The organism is Marinomonas sp. ATLA20, from assembly GCF_057180105.1.
The window spans coordinates 240,518-257,480 of sequence record NZ_JBXUKU010000002.1 but is presented as its reverse complement, the minus strand read 5'-3'; the positions used below and the strand labels follow the sequence as shown (position 1 = coordinate 257,480).

Here is a 16,963-nt window from a genome sequence, read left to right as displayed (position 1 = left end):
GTAGGAAAATGGCTAAAGTACTTTCTGGCGCAGGCCTACGTGGCCAAAGCGCAGGCGAAACCGCACTCTGTACCGTTGGCAAAGCCGCTTCCGGGTTAACCTATCGTGGCTACGATATCGATGTATTAGCAGACAAAGCCAGCTTTGAAGAAGTCGCTTATCTCTTGTTGCATGGTCAGTTACCTAATCGCACTCAACTGCACGATTATGAACAAAGATTAATGAGCTTGCGCAGCTTACCTGACGAGCTAAAAGCGGTATTAGAACTGATTCCCGCCAGTGCTCACCCAATGGATGTGATGCGCACAGGTTGTTCTTTTTTAGGCAACCTTGAACCTGAGCTGCCTTTTGAAAAACAACCTTCGTTGGCGTTACATAGTGCCGATCGATTAGTCGCAACGCTGCCAGCTATGGTGGTTTATTGGTATCGTTTTAGCCACGATGGCGTTCGCGTAAATACACACAATGCCAACGTGCCTTCCTTGGCAGGTCATTTTCTCACCATGCTGCATGACAAAGAACCAAGCCCCCTTCATACCCAAGTTATGAACGCGTCTTTGATCTTATACGCTGAACACGAGTTCAACGCCTCGACCTTTACCGCTCGTGTTTGCGCTTCCACCTTGTCTGACATGTTTTCCTGCGTCACTGGTGGTATTGGCAGCTTACGTGGTCCACTGCATGGTGGCGCCAATGAAGCGGCGATGGACATGATAGAACCATGGAAAACTCCAGACGAAGCCGAAGCGGCCTTGATGCAAAAACTCGCCAATAAAGAAAAAGTCATGGGCTTTGGTCACGCTATTTACAGTGAACGAGATCCTCGCAACGACATCATCAAAAAATGGGCCAAAAAGCTCAGCGAAGACGTCGGCGACGATCACTTGTACGCCGTGTCAGAGCGCTGCGAAGCTGTCATGTGGCGCGAGAAAAAACTCTTCTGCAACGCCGACTTTTTCCACGCTAGCGCGTATCGCTTTATGGGCATTCCCACCAAGTTATTTACGCCTATTTTCGTTTGCTCCCGCGTCACTGGCTGGGCCGCTCACGTGATGGAGCAAAGAGCTAAAAACCGCATTATTAGACCTAGCGCTGATTACACAGGTCCTGAGCATTCTGAGTGGATCGACATCGACGACCGTCATTAATCCAACATAAGCATAAAAAAATTAACGATTAAGGATCACTAATGAGCAACAACGTAGACCTAAACAACCGCCCAGATTATGACCAAGTCATCCAAGATATCGCGGATTATGTACTGAATTTTAAAGTCGAAAGCCAAGAAGCTCTCGACACAGCACGCAATTGTTTAATGGACACCCTCGGCTGTGGTTTGCTTGCCCTACGCTTTCCAGAATGTACTAAACACCTTGGCCCCATTGTACAAGGAACAGTGGTGCCAAATGGTGCTCGCGTTCCAGGTACGTCTTTGTCCCTCGACCCGATGAAAGCCGCGTGGGACATTGGTTGTATCATTCGCTGGTTGGATTACAACGACACTTGGTTGGCGGCAGAATGGGGACATCCATCTGATAACTTAGGCGGTATTTTGGCCGTCGCCGATCACCTTTCACAAGTTCGACTATCCAACGGCGAAAGCCCAATGACCATGCGTGAAGTATTGGAAGCCATGGTGATGGCCCATGAAATCCAAGGCGTTATTGCCCTAGAAAACTCATTCAACCGCGTGGGTTTGTGTCACGTTTTATTAGTTCGTGTGGCCTCGGTTGCAGTGGTTACCAAGATGATGGGCGGTGACAGAGAACAAATCATGGCGGCGATTTCGCAAGCGTGGGTCGATGGTTCTGCCCTGCGGACTTATCGCCATGCGCCAAATGCTGGCTCGCGTAAATCTTGGGCGGCGGGCGATGCAACGTCTCGTGCGGTGCGTTTGGCAGATATGTCAATGCGTGGAGAAATGGGCATTCCCGGTGTGCTTACCGCAGATCAATGGGGCTTTTATGACGTGTCTTTCTCAAAAACCAATAAAGACCAAGCCATCAAGCCTGAAGACAAACGTGAGTTTTCTTTCTCACAAGATTATGGCACGTACGTGATGGAAAACGTCTTATTCAAGATCTCTTTCCCAGCAGAGTTTCACGCTCAAACCGCTGCTGAAGCGGCTGTTACTTTACATCCTTTAGTGAAGGATCGTTTGGCAGAGATCGACAAGATCGTTATTCGTACTCATGAATCTGCCATTCGTATTATTTCCAAGTCTGGCCCATTAGCAAATGCCGCCGACCGCGACCATTGCTTGCAATACATGGCCGCTGTGCCATTGGCCTTTGGTAACTTGATCGCTGAACATTATGAAGATGACTTTCATGCCGCCAACCCCATCATTGATGAGCTGCGCAACAAGATGGAAATCGTTGAAGACAAACGCTTCACCGCAGAGTATTTAGAAGCCGACAAGCGCTCTATTGCCAATGCGATTCAGGTGTTCTTTAAAGATGGCAGCAGCACAGAAGAAGTGGTGGTGGAATACCCAGTCGGACACCGTCGCCGTCGCGAGGAAGGCATTCCTTTGTTAGAGCAGAAGTTTAAGAACAACTTGGCAACACGCTTCCCAAGCCGACAATGCCAAAACATTTTTACGCTCTGCAAGGATCAAGCCGCTCTTGAAAGCACGGCAGTGAATCGCTTCATGGATTTATTTGTTATTGCCTAGGCTTAAACAAGCATTGGCGCTGCCTTGTGGTCACAGTATGATAGTGTGACCACAAGGAAATTTGACTTTTATGCCTGATACCCAGAATGACAAAAACCACCGCCACTGTTTTATTTTAAAAGGCTCGCCTAGCGAGGTTTTGTCAGACTTTCTTCATCTGTGTAAAAACTTCTCTACACCGCTTATTACTGCTCATGATGTGAGCCAATATGACGAATTACTCGCTCCATCGTTAACCAAAAAACAGTTTAAGACTTGTTCTTTTAAACAAACCCGACAAGAGCTCGGCAGCAGTCACGATGCTATTTTGGTGGATTTGACTCATGGAATATCTGCCAGTGCATTGGCTATTTTAGCGGGCACGGTAAGAGGCAATGGTCTCTTTGCCATTGCTCTGCCACATGAAGATTGGTTGTCTATGACAGACCAAGATCTATCGCGCTATTTACCTTGGCCTTTTGAACCAGAGCAAGTAACGTCGTACTTTAAACGTTACCTACTCGATACATTACAAGCCGATGAATCTCCTTTTAACCTTGTAAAATCCAGCGACATGCGGAGCTTACCTAAGCTCAAACCGATAGTTCCCAATGCCCCTCTGACTCAAGAGCAAGCCAACGCTCAGTCCTGTTTATTCGAACAGCGAGCGAAATCCTATGTGCTGATTGCCCCAAGAGGCCGAGGCAAGTCCACTCTATTGGGCGACACTCTGGCAAAACTCATCAACGCAGGAAAACGAGTGGCAATAACCGCGCCGAATCAAGAGGCGATTGTGAGTCTAAAGGCTCGCTTTGAGCAGGTTACTGATCAAGACAGCATGACGCTGCCTTTTTTTGCCCCTGATGCCCTAATAAGCGATTCGACTCACTGGGACTTTCTCTTTGTTGATGAAGCGTCAATGATTCCCTTGCCCTTGCTTATAGCATTAAACGAAAAAGCCCAACACTGCCTTTTCAGCACCACTGATTATGGCTATGAAGGCGCTGGCAAAGGCTTTGGCATTCGGTTTTGTCAGTATTTAACATCGCAAAAAACCACCAAGACACTTGCTTTGCAATCACTCATTTTGAGCCAACCTATTCGATGGGGGGGAAATGACCCACTCGAACACTGGATCAATGATTGCTTCTTTTTAGCCACACCTGAAACTAATACCCAAGGGGCTGAGAGTACGAATGCAGGCACGACTAGCCTGGCAACATATCGTCAACTTACTGGCGCAGATTGGCTGGAGAACACAGACTTACTCGCCGATACATTTCAGTTATTGGTCAGTGCTCATTACCAAACCTCACCTGACAACTTGCGTTGGGTATTAGACGATCCTTCTGTGTCTACGCATCTTTATCTATCAAACGGAAAAGCACAAAGCGTTGCGATTATTACTGCAGAAGGCAACTTACCCAGTGCGCTCAGTCAAGAAGTCATGCAAGGCAAACGCCGCCCAAGAGGCCATTTAGTACCGCAATCTCTGCTGGCTCATGAAGGTATGGAAAACGCAGGACAGTATTGTTACTGGCGCATTAGCCGCATTGCAACAGAGCAAAGCCAACAAAACAAAGGTATTGCGAGTCAATTACTTACGCAGATAGAAAACCTTGCCAATCAGCGATGCGACTTTCTCTGCACCAGTTTTGCGGCCACGCCCGATGTGGTGTCTTTTTGGCTAAAAAATGGTTATTTACCGGTTCGATTGGGAACGAGTAAAGACCAAGCCAGCGGCAGCTACTCTTTGATGATGGTAAAGCCAATGACTCAACACGTCGCCTTGTTAGCGAATGATTGGCAAAACCGTTTTATTGAACAGTTTTTGCTTAACTTGCTGCTGCAATATTTCGATTTATCTTCAGAGTTGATTCTGATCATCCTGAGCCAAAAACATTATGACCAAGATGAGCTTCCCGCTCTGGCGATGTTATCTTCAGAAGACTTGCGGGATATCGCGCTATTTGTAGATCATCATCGTCAATTTGACAGTATTCGACCTATTTTCCTTAAGGCAAGCCTACGCCTTGCCTTAACAGGACAGCTAAGCGCCAAAGATCCAGCCCATCGTCTATTAATTGAGGCTGCTTTAGGCCGTAATATTGAACAGGCTCGTCAAAAAGCGCAATTGTCTGGCAAAAAAGCCATGCACCAAACCTTCAAAAGACTTTTGACGCAGCTGATCAAGTAAAAATGGGTGGCTAACCGCCCATTAAAGATCTGCCTATGTGTGTAATCCCCCCTATTAGATTCCATTGATACAACAGAAAAAATACATAATAAGATATTTTCTACTTAATAATCATATACTTAAATAAAACCTAAAGACTTGGCACAGATTGTGTAAACAGTATGGCTAGCATCGCCTGTTTTGCTTTGTCTGTCGCCGATGAAAAATCAGCAATAAGTCAGGCTAAAAATCAGGTAAACAATAATAATTCAGTTTTTGGAGTTTTATAAAAATGAAAAAAATCAGCCTTGCTCTAACCTCTTTAGCTCTTGCTCTTTCTGCTGGCACAGCGGTTGCGAATTGTGATTCAGGTGAACGCGTTGTCAAATTCAGCCACGTTACTGGTGGTACTACTCACCCTAAAGTGGTTGCTGCAAATAACTTCGCAGAGCGCGTAAACAAAGAAATGAACGGCAAATTGTGTGTTGAAGTTTTCCCTAACTCCACATTGTTTGGTGATTCAAAAGAACTTGAAGCCCTACTTTTAGGCGACGTTCAGCTACTTGCTCCTTCACTGTCTAAGTTCGGTTCGTACACTGATAAATACGGTGTATTTGATCTGCCTTTCATCTTTAAAGACATGGACCACGCTATCCGCTTCACTAAAACCGAAGAAGGCAAAAAGCTACTTACCGAAATGGATGAGTACGCAGGTTTTGTTGGTCTAGGTTACTGGATGTCTGGTATGAAGTATTTTTCTGCCAACAAACCTCTTTTAGTGCCTAGCGATGCGAAAGGTATGAAATTCCGTGTACAAACATCTGACGTTGCAAAACAAATGATTGCCGCTATGGGCGCATCTCCTCAAGCAATGGCGTTCTCTGAAGTGTACGGTGCCTTGCAAACAGGTGTTGTGGATGGCCAAGAAAACACTTGGTCAAACATCTACACGAAAAAATTCTACGAAGTACAAGACAGCACAACGGAAACCAACCACCAGTTGTTGGCTTACTTGTTCATGACATCGTCTGAATTCTTGCAAAGCCTTTCTCCTGAAGACCGCGCGCAATTCACTAAAATTGCTGATGAAGTAACACAAGAAGCAAACTTGAACGTTAAAGCAGCAGAAGCGGCTAACCGTCAAAACATCTTGGATGCTGGCGGAAAAATCAACGTACTGACACCTGCACAACGCCAAGAATGGGTAGATACAATGAAGCCTGTTTGGAAGCAGTTTGAAAGCTACATTGGTAAAGATTTGATTAACGCTGCTGCTGGCGCGTAATCCATTTTTATCCCGCAGTGAGCTGACCTTAACCGGTCAGCTCTTGTGGTTTTATCCTGTGCTTTCTTGATCCTAAATCTCACACCGATGATCGATCCTAGAACCTACAAGACTTGCCACTACTGCACTTTAACTTGTTTTGGTCCACTTAGTTAAGGAGACCCCCATGGCACATTGGCCGCATCTTTATTTACTTATTTTTATTATTGTTCTTTGGCTATTAGAAAAGCGCTTCCCAAAAGTCATGGAGCGAGCAGAAGAAAACCTGCTAATCATCGTTATCTCCTCAATCATGGCGGTATCGTTCGGACAGGTTATAGCTCGTTATGGGTTCAACACTGGCTGGGACGCAGCACTTGAGTTCAATACAGTCGCCTTCTCTTGGTTGATCTTGTTAGGCATGAGCTACGGTATCAAAACCGGTCTTCATCTTGGTGTCGATATCGTCTTAAACGCGGTTCCAAAACCTGTCACAAAAGCACTTTCTTTGTTCGGTGCAGCAGCCGCTATGATGTACGGACTTATCCTCCTCGACTCCACTTGGTTGGCAATGCTTGGGGTAGACGTGAGCGGTGGTGCGATCGAGTATTGGTTGAAAATGTTCAAAATTGGTATAGGTTCAGAAGAACTTCGTTACCCAGAATTTGTACAAGAAATGTTTGGTTTGCGCCCCCGCGTTCACCGTTGGATTGTTCTTGTTATCCTGCCAATCAGCTTGGCTCTACTTTCTTATCGTTCTTTGCAAGCCTTTATCGATATTGCCCGCGGCAAACGAGACATGTTGATCAGTGGCCATGAAGCACAAGATCTTGTTAAAGAAAACCAAAACGTCTTGAAAGACTAGCGCAGGAGCATCATCGTGGAATCAATCATTCTATTTTCATTGGTAATTGTCCTGCTGTTTGTAGGTTTACCCGTTGGTATATCGTTGGGCTTATCGTCCATACTGTTTATTACTTTTTTCTCACACGACTCATTGTCGTCTGTGGCTATTTCTCTATTTGGGGCTGGTCAGCACTATACCTTGCTCGCTATCCCATTTTTCATCATTGCCTCGTCTTATATGTCGACTGGCGGCGTAGCGAAGCGTTTGATTAACTTCGCCATTGCCAGTGTTGGTCACTTCCGTGGTGGCTTGGCGATGGCATCGGTATTGGCGTGTATGATGTTCGCCGCCTTGTCTGGGTCCTCTCCAGCAACGGTTGTTGCCATCGGTACGATTGCCATTGCCGGTATGACACAAGTAGGTTACTCAAAAGAATTTGCAGCGGGCATCATTGCCAACGCGGGTACCTTGGGTATTTTGATCCCACCTTCTATCGTAATGGTGGTATACGCTGCGTCTGTAGACGTATCTGTTGGTCGCATGTTCTTGGCGGGCGTTATCCCAGGTTTGATGGCTGGCGGTATGTTGATGCTAGCTATTTATGTGGTTGCGCGTATCAAAAAGCTACCAGCTGAAGAGTGGAAAGGCTTTGGCAACTTAGTTCGTGGTGGTAAAGAAGCCGGTTGGGGCTTATTCCTTGTCGTGATCATCATGGGTGGTATTTATGGTGGTGTATTCACGCCAACAGAAGCCGCTGTTGTTGCTGCTGTTTACTCTATGTTCATCGCCTTGTTTGTTTATCGCGATATGGGGCCTTTAAAAGGCAAAACATGGACGAACGACAATGATGCTCCTCATGCGCGTGTTGGCTTCAACGGTACGGTTTATGGAGTGTCTTTCTTCCTTGTTTGGGAAATCATGTCATTCTTCGTATTCGCTGACAGCGAAACCGTCACTGGCGGCGATCGTGCGATTTGGGGCGCGATCATGTCTGTCGCTTTGGCCATTTTTTATGTCTACAAACGCTCTAGCAAGCTAGAAGAGTCTATTGGTGCTTGTTTGGCTGCTGGCGTGCCAATCTGGGGCCGTAACCTGTCCATGATGCTACGAGGTTTCTTCCCATCTTTGTTTGGTGAAGAGTCTCGTAAGGTAATGCTAGAAGGCACAAAAACCACCATTATGCTGATGTTTATCATCGCCAATGCTCTGTTGTTTGCTCATACCTTGTCAGCAGAGCGTATTCCTCAAATGATCACTGAGTGGATGCTTGGCGTCGGCTTTAACTGGTTTACCTTCCTAATCGCTGTGAACATTTTGTTGCTAATTGGTGGGCAGTTTATGGAGCCATCGGGTCTATTGGTTATCGTTGCGCCAGTGGTATTCCCTATTGCGATGGAACTGGGCGTTGATCCAATTCACCTTGGTATCATCATGGTAGTAAACATGGAGATCGGTATGATCACACCGCCGATTGGTTTGAACCTGTTTGTTACCTCCGGCATCACCGGCATGAGCTTGGCGCGTGTAGTAAAAGCGGCCATGCCATTTGTATTGGTATTGATGGTGTTCTTGGTGATGGTCACTTACATCCCAGCTCTTTCTACTGCATTGCCGTACAGCATTATGGGACCAGAAATCGTTCAATAACGCTTACGATCCTTCACTGTGTTGTTAAAGACACATGTAAAAAGTTTATAGAGTTTAGCGCCCTTCGGGGCGTTTTTTTTGCCTATCAAAATGAATAATGTGGAATATTTTCATTTTCTTTTCTCTAATTGTTTCTTTAATGACTTCACTCAACTTAATATTTTTGTTTTGATGGAAATAAGATATTCCATTCATCAACAAGGATTTTAATGATGCTATCAACTCGTTGGTTAAAAGCATTCGGTCTTATTCCCTTACTTGCTATTAGCCCTTTTACTTTGGCTGCTGAGCAAGCCGCCGACACGGTTGCACCTGAAGCAGCAAGCGGCACTGAAAAGAAAGCCTTGGCTCAGGCTGAAAAGTTTATGGTGGCCACAGCCAACCCTGAAGCGAGTAAAGCCGGTTACGATGTTTTAAAAGCTGGCGGCTCCGCCATTGATGCTCTGGTGGCTGTACAAATGGTACTCGGTTTAGTTGAGCCTCAATCCTCTGGTTTAGGTGGCGGTGCTTTCGCTGTGTATTATGATGCGACGAATCAAAAGCTCACGACCTTTGACGGCCGTGAAACCGCCCCTCAAGAAGCAACGCCAGAGCTTTTCCAAGATGAAAATGGCAAACCGCTTGCTTTTTACGATGCCGTTGTGGGCGGCCGCTCTGTTGGTACTCCCGGCACGGTTAAGTTAATGGGAGAGCTACACGAACGCTATGGCACTATGCCATGGGAAGATTTATTAGAACCAGCTACAGAACTTGCCCAGAAAGGCTTTATTGTTTCACCTCGTTTAGCGAATGCAGTCAAAGGCAGCGCGGAAAGATTGTCCCGTTATCCCGAAACAAAAAGCTACTTCTTCAACTTAGACGGCACCCCCATCGAGGCTGGCAGCCGCTTACAAAACACGCAATATTATGAAACCCTCCGCTTTCTTGCCACATACGGTGCGGATGAATTCTACACAGGACAAATTGCCAAAAAAATTGTTTCTAAGGTACGTGGTGCATTAGATAACCCTGGTGTTTTGTCTGAACAAGACTTTCTCAGCTATCGCGTCAAAGAGCGCGCTCCTGTGTGCCTACCCTATAAAGAATACGATATTTGCGGCATGGGACCGCCAAGTTCAGGAGCCTTAACAGTTGGCCAAATCCTTGGTATTACCAAGCAATTTGACCTAGCGGCCCTTGGCCCAAATTCTCCTGAAGCATGGCAGATTATCGGCGATGCTTCCCGCCTTGCTTTTGCCGACCGCGGTCGTTACATGGCAGACACTGACTTTGTGCCTATGCCACAAGGTTTATTGGATCAGTCTTATTTAGCCGATCGAGCTAAACTTATCACCAAAGGCAAAGCCTTAGACAGTGTAGATGCTGGTGAGCCTGAGTGGCGTCATCCCATCAAACAAGCTGACGATATTGCAATAGAGCTGCCTTCCACCAGCCACATTTCGATTGTCGATAAAGATGGCAATGCCGTATCTATGACCACCACCATTGAAAATGGCTTTGGTTCAAATATGATGAGCAATGGTTTTTTGCTTAATAATGAGCTGACTGACTTTTCCTTCAAATCTCAACAAGATGGTTACCCAATTGCCAACCGCTTAGAACCGGGCAAACGCCCTCGCTCTTCTATGTCGCCAACCATAGTGATGAAAGATAATAAACCGTATTTAGTGGTCGGCTCACCAGGTGGTTCTCGAATTATCGGCTATGTGGCAAAAACATTGATCGCTCATATGGAGTGGGGAATGGATATTCAACAAGCTATTAACTTGCCAAATATGCTTAACCGCTTTGGCACCTACGATCTTGAAAAAGGTACAGAAGCAGAAACTTATGCAAAAACCCTGACAGACATGGGTTTTAAAGTCTCTGTGCGTGACTTGAATTCTGGAGTGCAAGGCATTGTTGTCGGCAAAGGCAGTTTACTAGGTGGCGCTGACCCAAGACGAGAAGGCTTGGTATTAGGAGATTAACAACGAACAGAACAGGAAACGAAAGAAAATTAGCAGGCCTAGCGGTTTTCTTTCGCTTCATACAACCGATAGCAGTCCCGCCCTGATTCCTTAGCTTCATACAGGGCGAGATCTGCATATTTAAAAGCATTTTCAATGGTACTTTTATGGTAATTACTATTAATAGAAGCGCCAATACTCACACTAAAAGAGACGGAGATGTCGTTATGCTTCACGACAATATCTCTTGTATGCTGACAAATATTTTTTGCCAGTGCCTCAGCAGATTCGGCATCCATGTTAGGCGCAAATATCGCAAACTCTTCACCACCAAGACGACCAACAATGCATGGAGTTGGAGCCAGCTCCCGAAGAATACAACCAAATTTCTGTAATACCTTATCACCGCAAAGATGGCCGTATAGATCATTAATACCTTTAAAGACATCTAAGTCGATCACAAAAAAAGCATACACTGTGTCATTGTTTGACTTGGTGCCCAGCCAATCTTCTATTTGTTTATAAAAAAATCTACGGTTGCAAACAGACGTTAAATCGTCCACCTTGGCCAATCGGCTCATTTCTTTTTCCAAAATATCCAGTTGATAAAACATACCCACCAGATGCCAAGAAAGAAGAGGAGCAAGAAAAATAGGGATAATTGATGCTCGAAAAACATCCTCAAAAAATGAGGTTTGGAAATTAAAAAGTGCTGATATAAGAAGATTACCGGCAGACGCTAAAATTATAGCCAAAATAGTAATGACACAAACCAGTCTCACCCGTCCAAGTTTTTGGAGCCGACCTCTCATACTTATCCTCCCCAGCAAAGAGTGTTCGATCACGCAGTAAGCAAAACCATAGACTGCCAAATTAACCTTAACGCCATTGCGGTCAACACTATATTAAAAATTCGATGAAAGTGACGATCAGGCATACGCTTTAGCACTTTAAGCCCAACCCAAGTACCTATTGCGCCGCTAATAACCATACAAAACAGTAAAGGCAACCAATCAACTAGCGGAAATCCAGCAACTTCAAAAACTGTAATTTTCAGCACATGCTGTAACGACATCGCCGTCGCGAAGGTCGCTACGGTTCGAAAACGATCAGCATGAATCTGCTTGATAAAAGCGGCCACCAAGGGCCCTGTTGCGCCAGCAAACAAAGTAATAAAGGTCGTTACACCGCCTGCAAGGACGGTTCCCCAAGGACCAAGCACCATTTTTGGTAGCTTTGGCCCCCAGCATAAATACAAGATAAATAACGCAATCGTTAAATACATAATAGCAGGTGGTAGCGAAACCAAGACAAAACTGCCAATAAAAGCACCCAACAAGGCACCAGGAACAAATGTTCCTATTAGCTTCCAGTCAATATGACGCCAACTCATCGCCGCTCGACCAGCGTTAGACCCAAGCTGTGCCACGCCATGCAGTGGAATAATAAGCTGTGGCGGTAACACCTGCGCCATCACGCCAAGCAACATAACGCCACCACCCGCGCCAAAACTGGCAGTAAAAAAAGACGTTAATCCAGACACAATAACAAGAAGGATAAATAAGTGCGGAGACACTTGATCAAAAAGCAATGCAGTTAAATTCATATAGTCGACAGGAAATCACATGTAATAAAGGCGGCAGGATAGCAAAATGGGCGTCTGAAATCTCAGGCACCCTATTCTTATTCGTGATACAGAAAATTATTGCTTATAAATATCTTTATCAAGATCGTACTTACGCATCTTGTCGTAAAGCGTTTTGCGCGGTAAACCAAGTGCATCCATCGTCCCTTTGATGGAACCCTTTTGGCGTAACAATTCTTGCTCTAACAAGGTTTTTTCAAATCGTTCCAGCTGCTCTGGGAGCGTCATCACGCCAGGGTTATTTTCATTGATAATGATCTGATCAAACTCGAAAGACCCCGCCTCTCCCATCAGCACATAACGCTCGGCAAGATTACGTAACTCGCGAACATTCCCAGGCCAGTCGTAGCTCAGTAAGCTGTGCATTCTTGCTGCTGAAAGCGCCTCTGACTCACGTTTGTACTGGGCAATCGCCACCAAACAAAAATGCTGCCATAGCAGGGAAATATCGTCTTTCCGCTCGCGCAATGGCGGAATATCCACACGCACTACATTGAGTCGATAATACAAATCTTCACGGAAGGTGCCACCTTCGCTGAGCTGTTTGAGGTCAACCTTGGTCGCGGCCAAAATACGCAGATCCAGATCAATCGCCGTATTAGAGCCTAAACGCTCTAGGCGACGTTCTTCTAACACTCGCAGCAAGCGGATTTGCATCGACATCGGCATGCTTTCAATTTCATCTAAAAAAAGCGTGCCGCCGTTAGCGTGTTCCAGCTTACCAATACGTTGCGTCTTGGCATCCGTAAACGCGCCTTTTTCATGACCAAATAATTCAGACTCCATTATAGAATCTGGCACAGCGCCGCAGTTAATTGCCACAAAAGCATGGCCTCGGCGAGAGCTGTGTTCATGAATATAACGCGCTACCAACTCTTTGCCCGTACCCGTTTCCCCTTGGATAAGAATATCCGCACCAGTGTCAGCCACATGCAACAGTGCCTGACGCAGACGATGGATGCCAGGCGTATTACCGATAATCCGTGGTCCAGGGGCATTTTGCGCCGCCAATTCCAAACGTAAATTACGGTTCTCTAAAGTAAGCTGTCGCTTTTCTGAGGCACGACGTACCACTTCTAGAAAATCTTCATTCGAAAATGGCTTCTCTATAAAGTCATAGGCGCCATCGCGAATGGCGCTCACAGCCATGCTAATATCACCATGCCCAGTGATCAGAATAAAAGGAATTTCCGCGTCTATTTTTTTAACATCTTCAAATAATTCTAAACCGCTTTTACCGGGCAAATTAATATCGCTGACAATCACACCAGACCAATCTAATGACAGTTGTTCAATCACACCTTGCGCAGATGCAAACTCAACGACATCAAAATCTTCAAGCTGTAATGTCTGAGAAATCGCCATGCGAACCGCTTGTTCGTCGTCAATTAGTATTACTTGCTTGCTGTCCGGCATTAGCTTTCCTCTTGAGGATCTTTAGAAGGAGATTGAGATGATTGCTGGTTGTAACGAGGTAGCCTAACACAAAACTCAGCACCGCCAGAGTCTCGATTTTGCGCGCTAATTTGCCCACCCATGGCCTCGACAATACGCTGGCTAATCGACAAACCTAATCCTAATCCTAAGCCTGATGATTTGGACGTGAAAAATGGTTCGAAAAGATGTCGAATGGCGTCATCACTCAGTCCGTTTCCTGAATCTTGGACACAAATAACCACCTGGTTGTCCGTCGAGGTTTGCTCGATACAAACTCGCCGATGATGGTCTGGGGCCTCTAAAATAGCATCTGCAGCGTTAGCCAATAAATTCACCAGAACTTGCTCCAAAAACACCATATCGCCGTTTACGATGAAGCCTTGATCTTCGGTCACCACAAGCTCTATTCCCACTTCTTTATAACGTGGGCTCATAATTTTTAGCGCGCCCATAATCGCGGTTTGCACGGCAATTGGTCCATGCTGAACATCCCCTTTTCGCGCAAAAACTTTAAAGCGAGCAATAATATCACCCATGTGATGACCTAGCTGGCTAATATGCTGTAAGTTGGTATGGGCCTGTTCATATTGACCACGATCTAAGAACTTCAAGCCGTTGCCCGCAAACGCACGAATGGCAGTCAGTGGCTGGTTCAATTCATGATTTAACCCCGCACTTAATTGCCCTAATACCGCAAGCTTGGCGGTTTGTATTAGTTCTCGTTGTGTGCCTTTATGCTCTTCAATTTCATGACGAAGCCGAGTGTTTGCGCCTTGCAGTTCAAAGGTTCGCTCTTTGACCCGCTCTTCAAGCTCGATACGCGCCAGAGTAATATCTTGCTCATAGCGTTTGCGTTCCGTCATGTCATGAAAGGTCACCAAATAACTCGAACGATTCGGCAACTGCATCTTACAAAGGGTCATTTCTACTGGAACCGTTTGATCGGCATAACATAAGCGCCCTTCTCGAGTGAGGACTTCAATGCCCAAATTATTGGTCGCTTCTAAAAAGTTATCGTTAGCCGATAAATCGGAAGCGTCTTCCTCGTCAGGTTGAAATAACACACCGAGCGGCTGACCCACTAAAGGGAATAATGGCTGACCAAGCAGCTTCTCAACCGCGGGGTTAAAAGATTCTATTTTGTGATGCTCGTCCAACGTCACCAAACCTGCTTGCGTATTTTGAATCACCTCCCGAATGTAGGCTTGGTTATGGCGCGTCATTTCATTGGCATCAGAACGTTCTCGCAACATACGTCGACGTAACATAGCCAAACCAAACAACAAGGCCGTAATGGTCACACCACCGGCAAAAATGGTGCGCCATAATGAGATTTCTTCATTGATGATCTTTAACGGCGCAAGAATCGATATTTGAAAACCTAGTAGGCGAATCGGGCGACTCATTCTCAAAAATGACAGGCGCTGCAATTCCTCTTTACCATCAACAACCGTATTTTCTAACACATCGACAATTTGTGATTTTTCATCAAAGCGCTTTTGATAAACAATCGCCAGTTTCTCAATAGATTTACCGTAATAACGCTGGGAATCAGCAATACGTTGTAACTCAGTATGTGACAACTCGCCCAACACCCGGTACAACCAGTTAGGTCGCGAGCTACTAAAAACAATACCATCAGGGTCAAGTAGTAGAAATTCATAATGCTGATTGGCAAAGCGTTTTTCGAATTGAGTCAAATCCACTTTAACAACGGCAATGCCAATAATCGAATCGCCTTCATAGACAGGATACGAAAAGTAGTAACCACGCCGATTCGATGTTGTACCCAGCGCATAATAGCGCCCAGGTTTGCCTTGAATGGCATCTTTGAAGTAAGGGCGAAATGCAAAGTTACGACCAACGAAGCTCGCTGATTCTCGATAGTTTGATGCGGCAATGGTTAGACCATTAGTATCCAGTATGTAACTGTCTGAGGCTTCAGTAATGCGGTTAATCTGTTCAAGCTCACGATTGAGCTGATTAATGTCCGATTCAAAGCCATCCCGCAGGGCTTTTTTCACTCGGTCATTCGATGCCAATAATGTTGGCATGTGTTGGTACTTCGCAATGGCGCTTTCTAACACACTAGCAAGCTGATTTAACTGCTCAAAAGAATCGATACGCAGAGTTTTAATTTGCTGGTTTTTTAGCGCTTCTCCGCCTTTCCAAATCAGTAAAATCACCACTAAAAAGGCCATTAAATAAAGCCAAATTAATCGCTTAGATGAAAATAACCATCTCATGCTAAAACCGAATTTTTCTTTCAATGCTCTCACCTAAAAATATTTTATTGTTTTTATCGCCACGTTTATTTCAGCGAAAGAGGACAAAATGTCACCTTAGATAATCAGGCTTACGCTCTAGAATGAGCAAATGGCAACACCTCTGCAATATGGGATTTATTACACAGTAACATCAACAAACGATCCACTCCTAACGCCACACCTGCGCAATCTGGCAAGCCGTATTCTAAGGCCGTAATGAGTCGCTCATCAAACTGTCGATCAGCCAAACGCATTTGCACACGTGTGTCTTTGTCTTCGGAAAAACGTCTTGCCTGTTCCTTGGCGTCCGTCAATTCATGATAGCCATTGGCCAGTTCCATGCCTTGCCAATACAATTCAAAACGTGCAGCGACTAATTGGCCTTTTTCATCAAAATGAGTCTTGGCAAGTGCCGCTTGCGAGGCAGGATAACTATGAATAAAACAAGGTACAGATTTACCAATAGCAGGCTCTACGACGCTAGAAAAAAGTAATTCCAGCAAAGTGTCTCTATCCTCTTCCTGCAGGCCATATTCTGTGTGTTCATGAGCACATTCTTGCAACTGGAAAAGTGTCGCCCTGAAAGGATCAAGTCCGGTATGACGCAAAAACGCCATTTGATAACTGAGTCGCTCGCACGTCAGAGTCTCATCACGCGATAACACTGACAACAGGTCTTGAATCTCATCCATCAATTGCCAATGATCAAACCCTACTCGATACCATTCCAACATGGTAAATTCGATACTATGACGACGGCCTATTTCCTCGGCGCGGAATACCTTCCCCAACTGATAGATAGAACCCGAACCCGCACACAGCAAACGCTTCATAGCGAACTCTGGCGAGGTTTGTAGATAGTAAGTGAGATCGTCCCCTTGGGAACGAGTTTGACTGGTTAAGACTTCAATATGCGGATCCGTAATGCTACCCAAAGATAAACACTGTGTGTCCACTTCCATAACGTCACGGGCATCAAAAAAAGCACGAATGGCTTTCAGTAACTGCGCGCGCTTTTGTAAAATCGAAAGGTCAGTACTGGGTTGCCACAAAGAAGCGTCGTACATAGAAAAGC

General features: G+C 45.5%; 12 protein-coding genes. 7 read left to right on the top strand and 5 right to left on the bottom strand.

From position 1 onward, the window contains the following. Nucleotides 1-8 precede the first annotated feature (8 nt). From prpC to ggt, 7 genes are all read left to right on the top strand, one after another. Complete coding sequence (gene prpC / locus AC2A4J_RS05615; RefSeq protein ID WP_255828073.1) at nt 9-1,148, top strand: bifunctional 2-methylcitrate synthase/citrate synthase; 1,140 nt, start codon at nt 9-11, stop codon at nt 1,146-1,148. 41 nt (nt 1,149-1,189) lie between these two features. After that, nucleotides 1,190-2,677: a 2-methylcitrate dehydratase gene (gene prpD, locus AC2A4J_RS05610; protein WP_484175254.1), complete on the top strand. Its 1,488-nt coding sequence runs from the start codon at nt 1,190-1,192 to the stop codon at nt 2,675-2,677. Between the two features lie 70 nt (nt 2,678-2,747). Next, a complete protein-coding gene (locus AC2A4J_RS05605; RefSeq protein ID WP_484175253.1) occupies nt 2,748-4,853 on the top strand; it encodes a tRNA(Met) cytidine acetyltransferase TmcA in 2,106 nt (701 codons plus the stop codon). Between the two features lie 271 nt (nt 4,854-5,124). Then, nucleotides 5,125-6,117, top strand: coding sequence for a TRAP transporter substrate-binding protein (locus AC2A4J_RS05600; protein ID WP_255828070.1), 993 nt, complete (start codon nt 5,125-5,127; stop codon nt 6,115-6,117). Nucleotides 6,118-6,283: 166 nt separating this feature from the next. After that, nucleotides 6,284-6,961 carry a TRAP transporter small permease gene (locus AC2A4J_RS05595; protein WP_255828069.1) on the top strand — a complete coding sequence of 226 codons (678 nt, stop codon included), beginning with the start codon at nt 6,284-6,286 and terminating at the stop codon, nt 6,959-6,961. Between the two features lie 15 nt (nt 6,962-6,976). Beyond that, nucleotides 6,977-8,590, top strand: a complete 1,614-nt coding sequence (locus AC2A4J_RS05590; RefSeq protein ID WP_255828068.1) for a TRAP transporter large permease — start codon at nt 6,977-6,979, stop codon at nt 8,588-8,590. Between the two features lie 209 nt (nt 8,591-8,799). Next, the gene (ggt, locus tag AC2A4J_RS05585; protein ID WP_484175252.1) at nt 8,800-10,560 is read left to right on the top strand and encodes a gamma-glutamyltransferase; all 1,761 of its coding nucleotides are present in this window, start codon (nt 8,800-8,802) and stop codon (nt 10,558-10,560) included. Nucleotides 10,561-10,598: 38 nt separating this feature from the next. Here the strand turns inward: ggt and AC2A4J_RS05580 are convergent, their stop codons facing one another. From AC2A4J_RS05580 to epmA, 5 genes are all read right to left on the bottom strand, one after another. Then, nucleotides 10,599-11,351: a GGDEF domain-containing protein gene (locus AC2A4J_RS05580; RefSeq protein ID WP_484175251.1), complete on the bottom strand. Its 753-nt coding sequence runs from the start codon at nt 11,349-11,351 to the stop codon at nt 10,599-10,601. A gap of 29 nt (nt 11,352-11,380) precedes the next feature. After that, complete coding sequence (locus tag AC2A4J_RS05575) at nt 11,381-12,145, bottom strand: sulfite exporter TauE/SafE family protein (protein WP_484175250.1); 765 nt, start codon at nt 12,143-12,145, stop codon at nt 11,381-11,383. Nucleotides 12,146-12,241: 96 nt separating this feature from the next. Continuing rightward, on the bottom strand, nt 12,242-13,600 hold the full coding sequence (locus tag AC2A4J_RS05570) for a sigma-54-dependent transcriptional regulator (RefSeq protein ID WP_255828064.1): 1,359 nt from the start codon (nt 13,598-13,600) through the stop codon (nt 12,242-12,244). Beyond that, a complete protein-coding gene (locus AC2A4J_RS05565; protein ID WP_484175249.1) occupies nt 13,600-15,900 on the bottom strand; it encodes an ATP-binding protein in 2,301 nt (766 codons plus the stop codon). The genes AC2A4J_RS05570 and AC2A4J_RS05565 overlap by 1 nt, the downstream gene beginning before the upstream one ends. 77 nt (nt 15,901-15,977) lie before the next feature. After that, nucleotides 15,978-16,955: an EF-P lysine aminoacylase EpmA gene (gene epmA, locus AC2A4J_RS05560; protein WP_484175248.1), complete on the bottom strand. Its 978-nt coding sequence runs from the start codon at nt 16,953-16,955 to the stop codon at nt 15,978-15,980. Nucleotides 16,956-16,963: the final 8 nt, after the last annotated feature.

Coding starts and splice junctions, on each gene's coding strand:
- prpC (WP_255828073.1), top strand. CDS start 9: ATGGCTAAAGTACTTTCTGGCGCAGGCCTACGTGGCCAAAGCGCAGGC.
- AC2A4J_RS05600 (WP_255828070.1), top strand. CDS start 5,125: ATGAAAAAAATCAGCCTTGCTCTAACCTCTTTAGCTCTTGCTCTTTCT.
- AC2A4J_RS05605 (WP_484175253.1), top strand. CDS start 2,748: ATGCCTGATACCCAGAATGACAAAAACCACCGCCACTGTTTTATTTTA.
- AC2A4J_RS05595 (WP_255828069.1), top strand. CDS start 6,284: ATGGCACATTGGCCGCATCTTTATTTACTTATTTTTATTATTGTTCTT.
- ggt (WP_484175252.1), top strand. CDS start 8,800: ATGATGCTATCAACTCGTTGGTTAAAAGCATTCGGTCTTATTCCCTTA.
- AC2A4J_RS05575 (WP_484175250.1), bottom strand. CDS start 12,145: ATGAATTTAACTGCATTGCTTTTTGATCAAGTGTCTCCGCACTTATTT.
- AC2A4J_RS05570 (WP_255828064.1), bottom strand. CDS start 13,600: ATGCCGGACAGCAAGCAAGTAATACTAATTGACGACGAACAAGCGGTT.
- prpD (WP_484175254.1), top strand. CDS start 1,190: ATGAGCAACAACGTAGACCTAAACAACCGCCCAGATTATGACCAAGTC.
- AC2A4J_RS05580 (WP_484175251.1), bottom strand. CDS start 11,351: ATGAGAGGTCGGCTCCAAAAACTTGGACGGGTGAGACTGGTTTGTGTC.
- epmA (WP_484175248.1), bottom strand. CDS start 16,955: ATGTACGACGCTTCTTTGTGGCAACCCAGTACTGACCTTTCGATTTTA.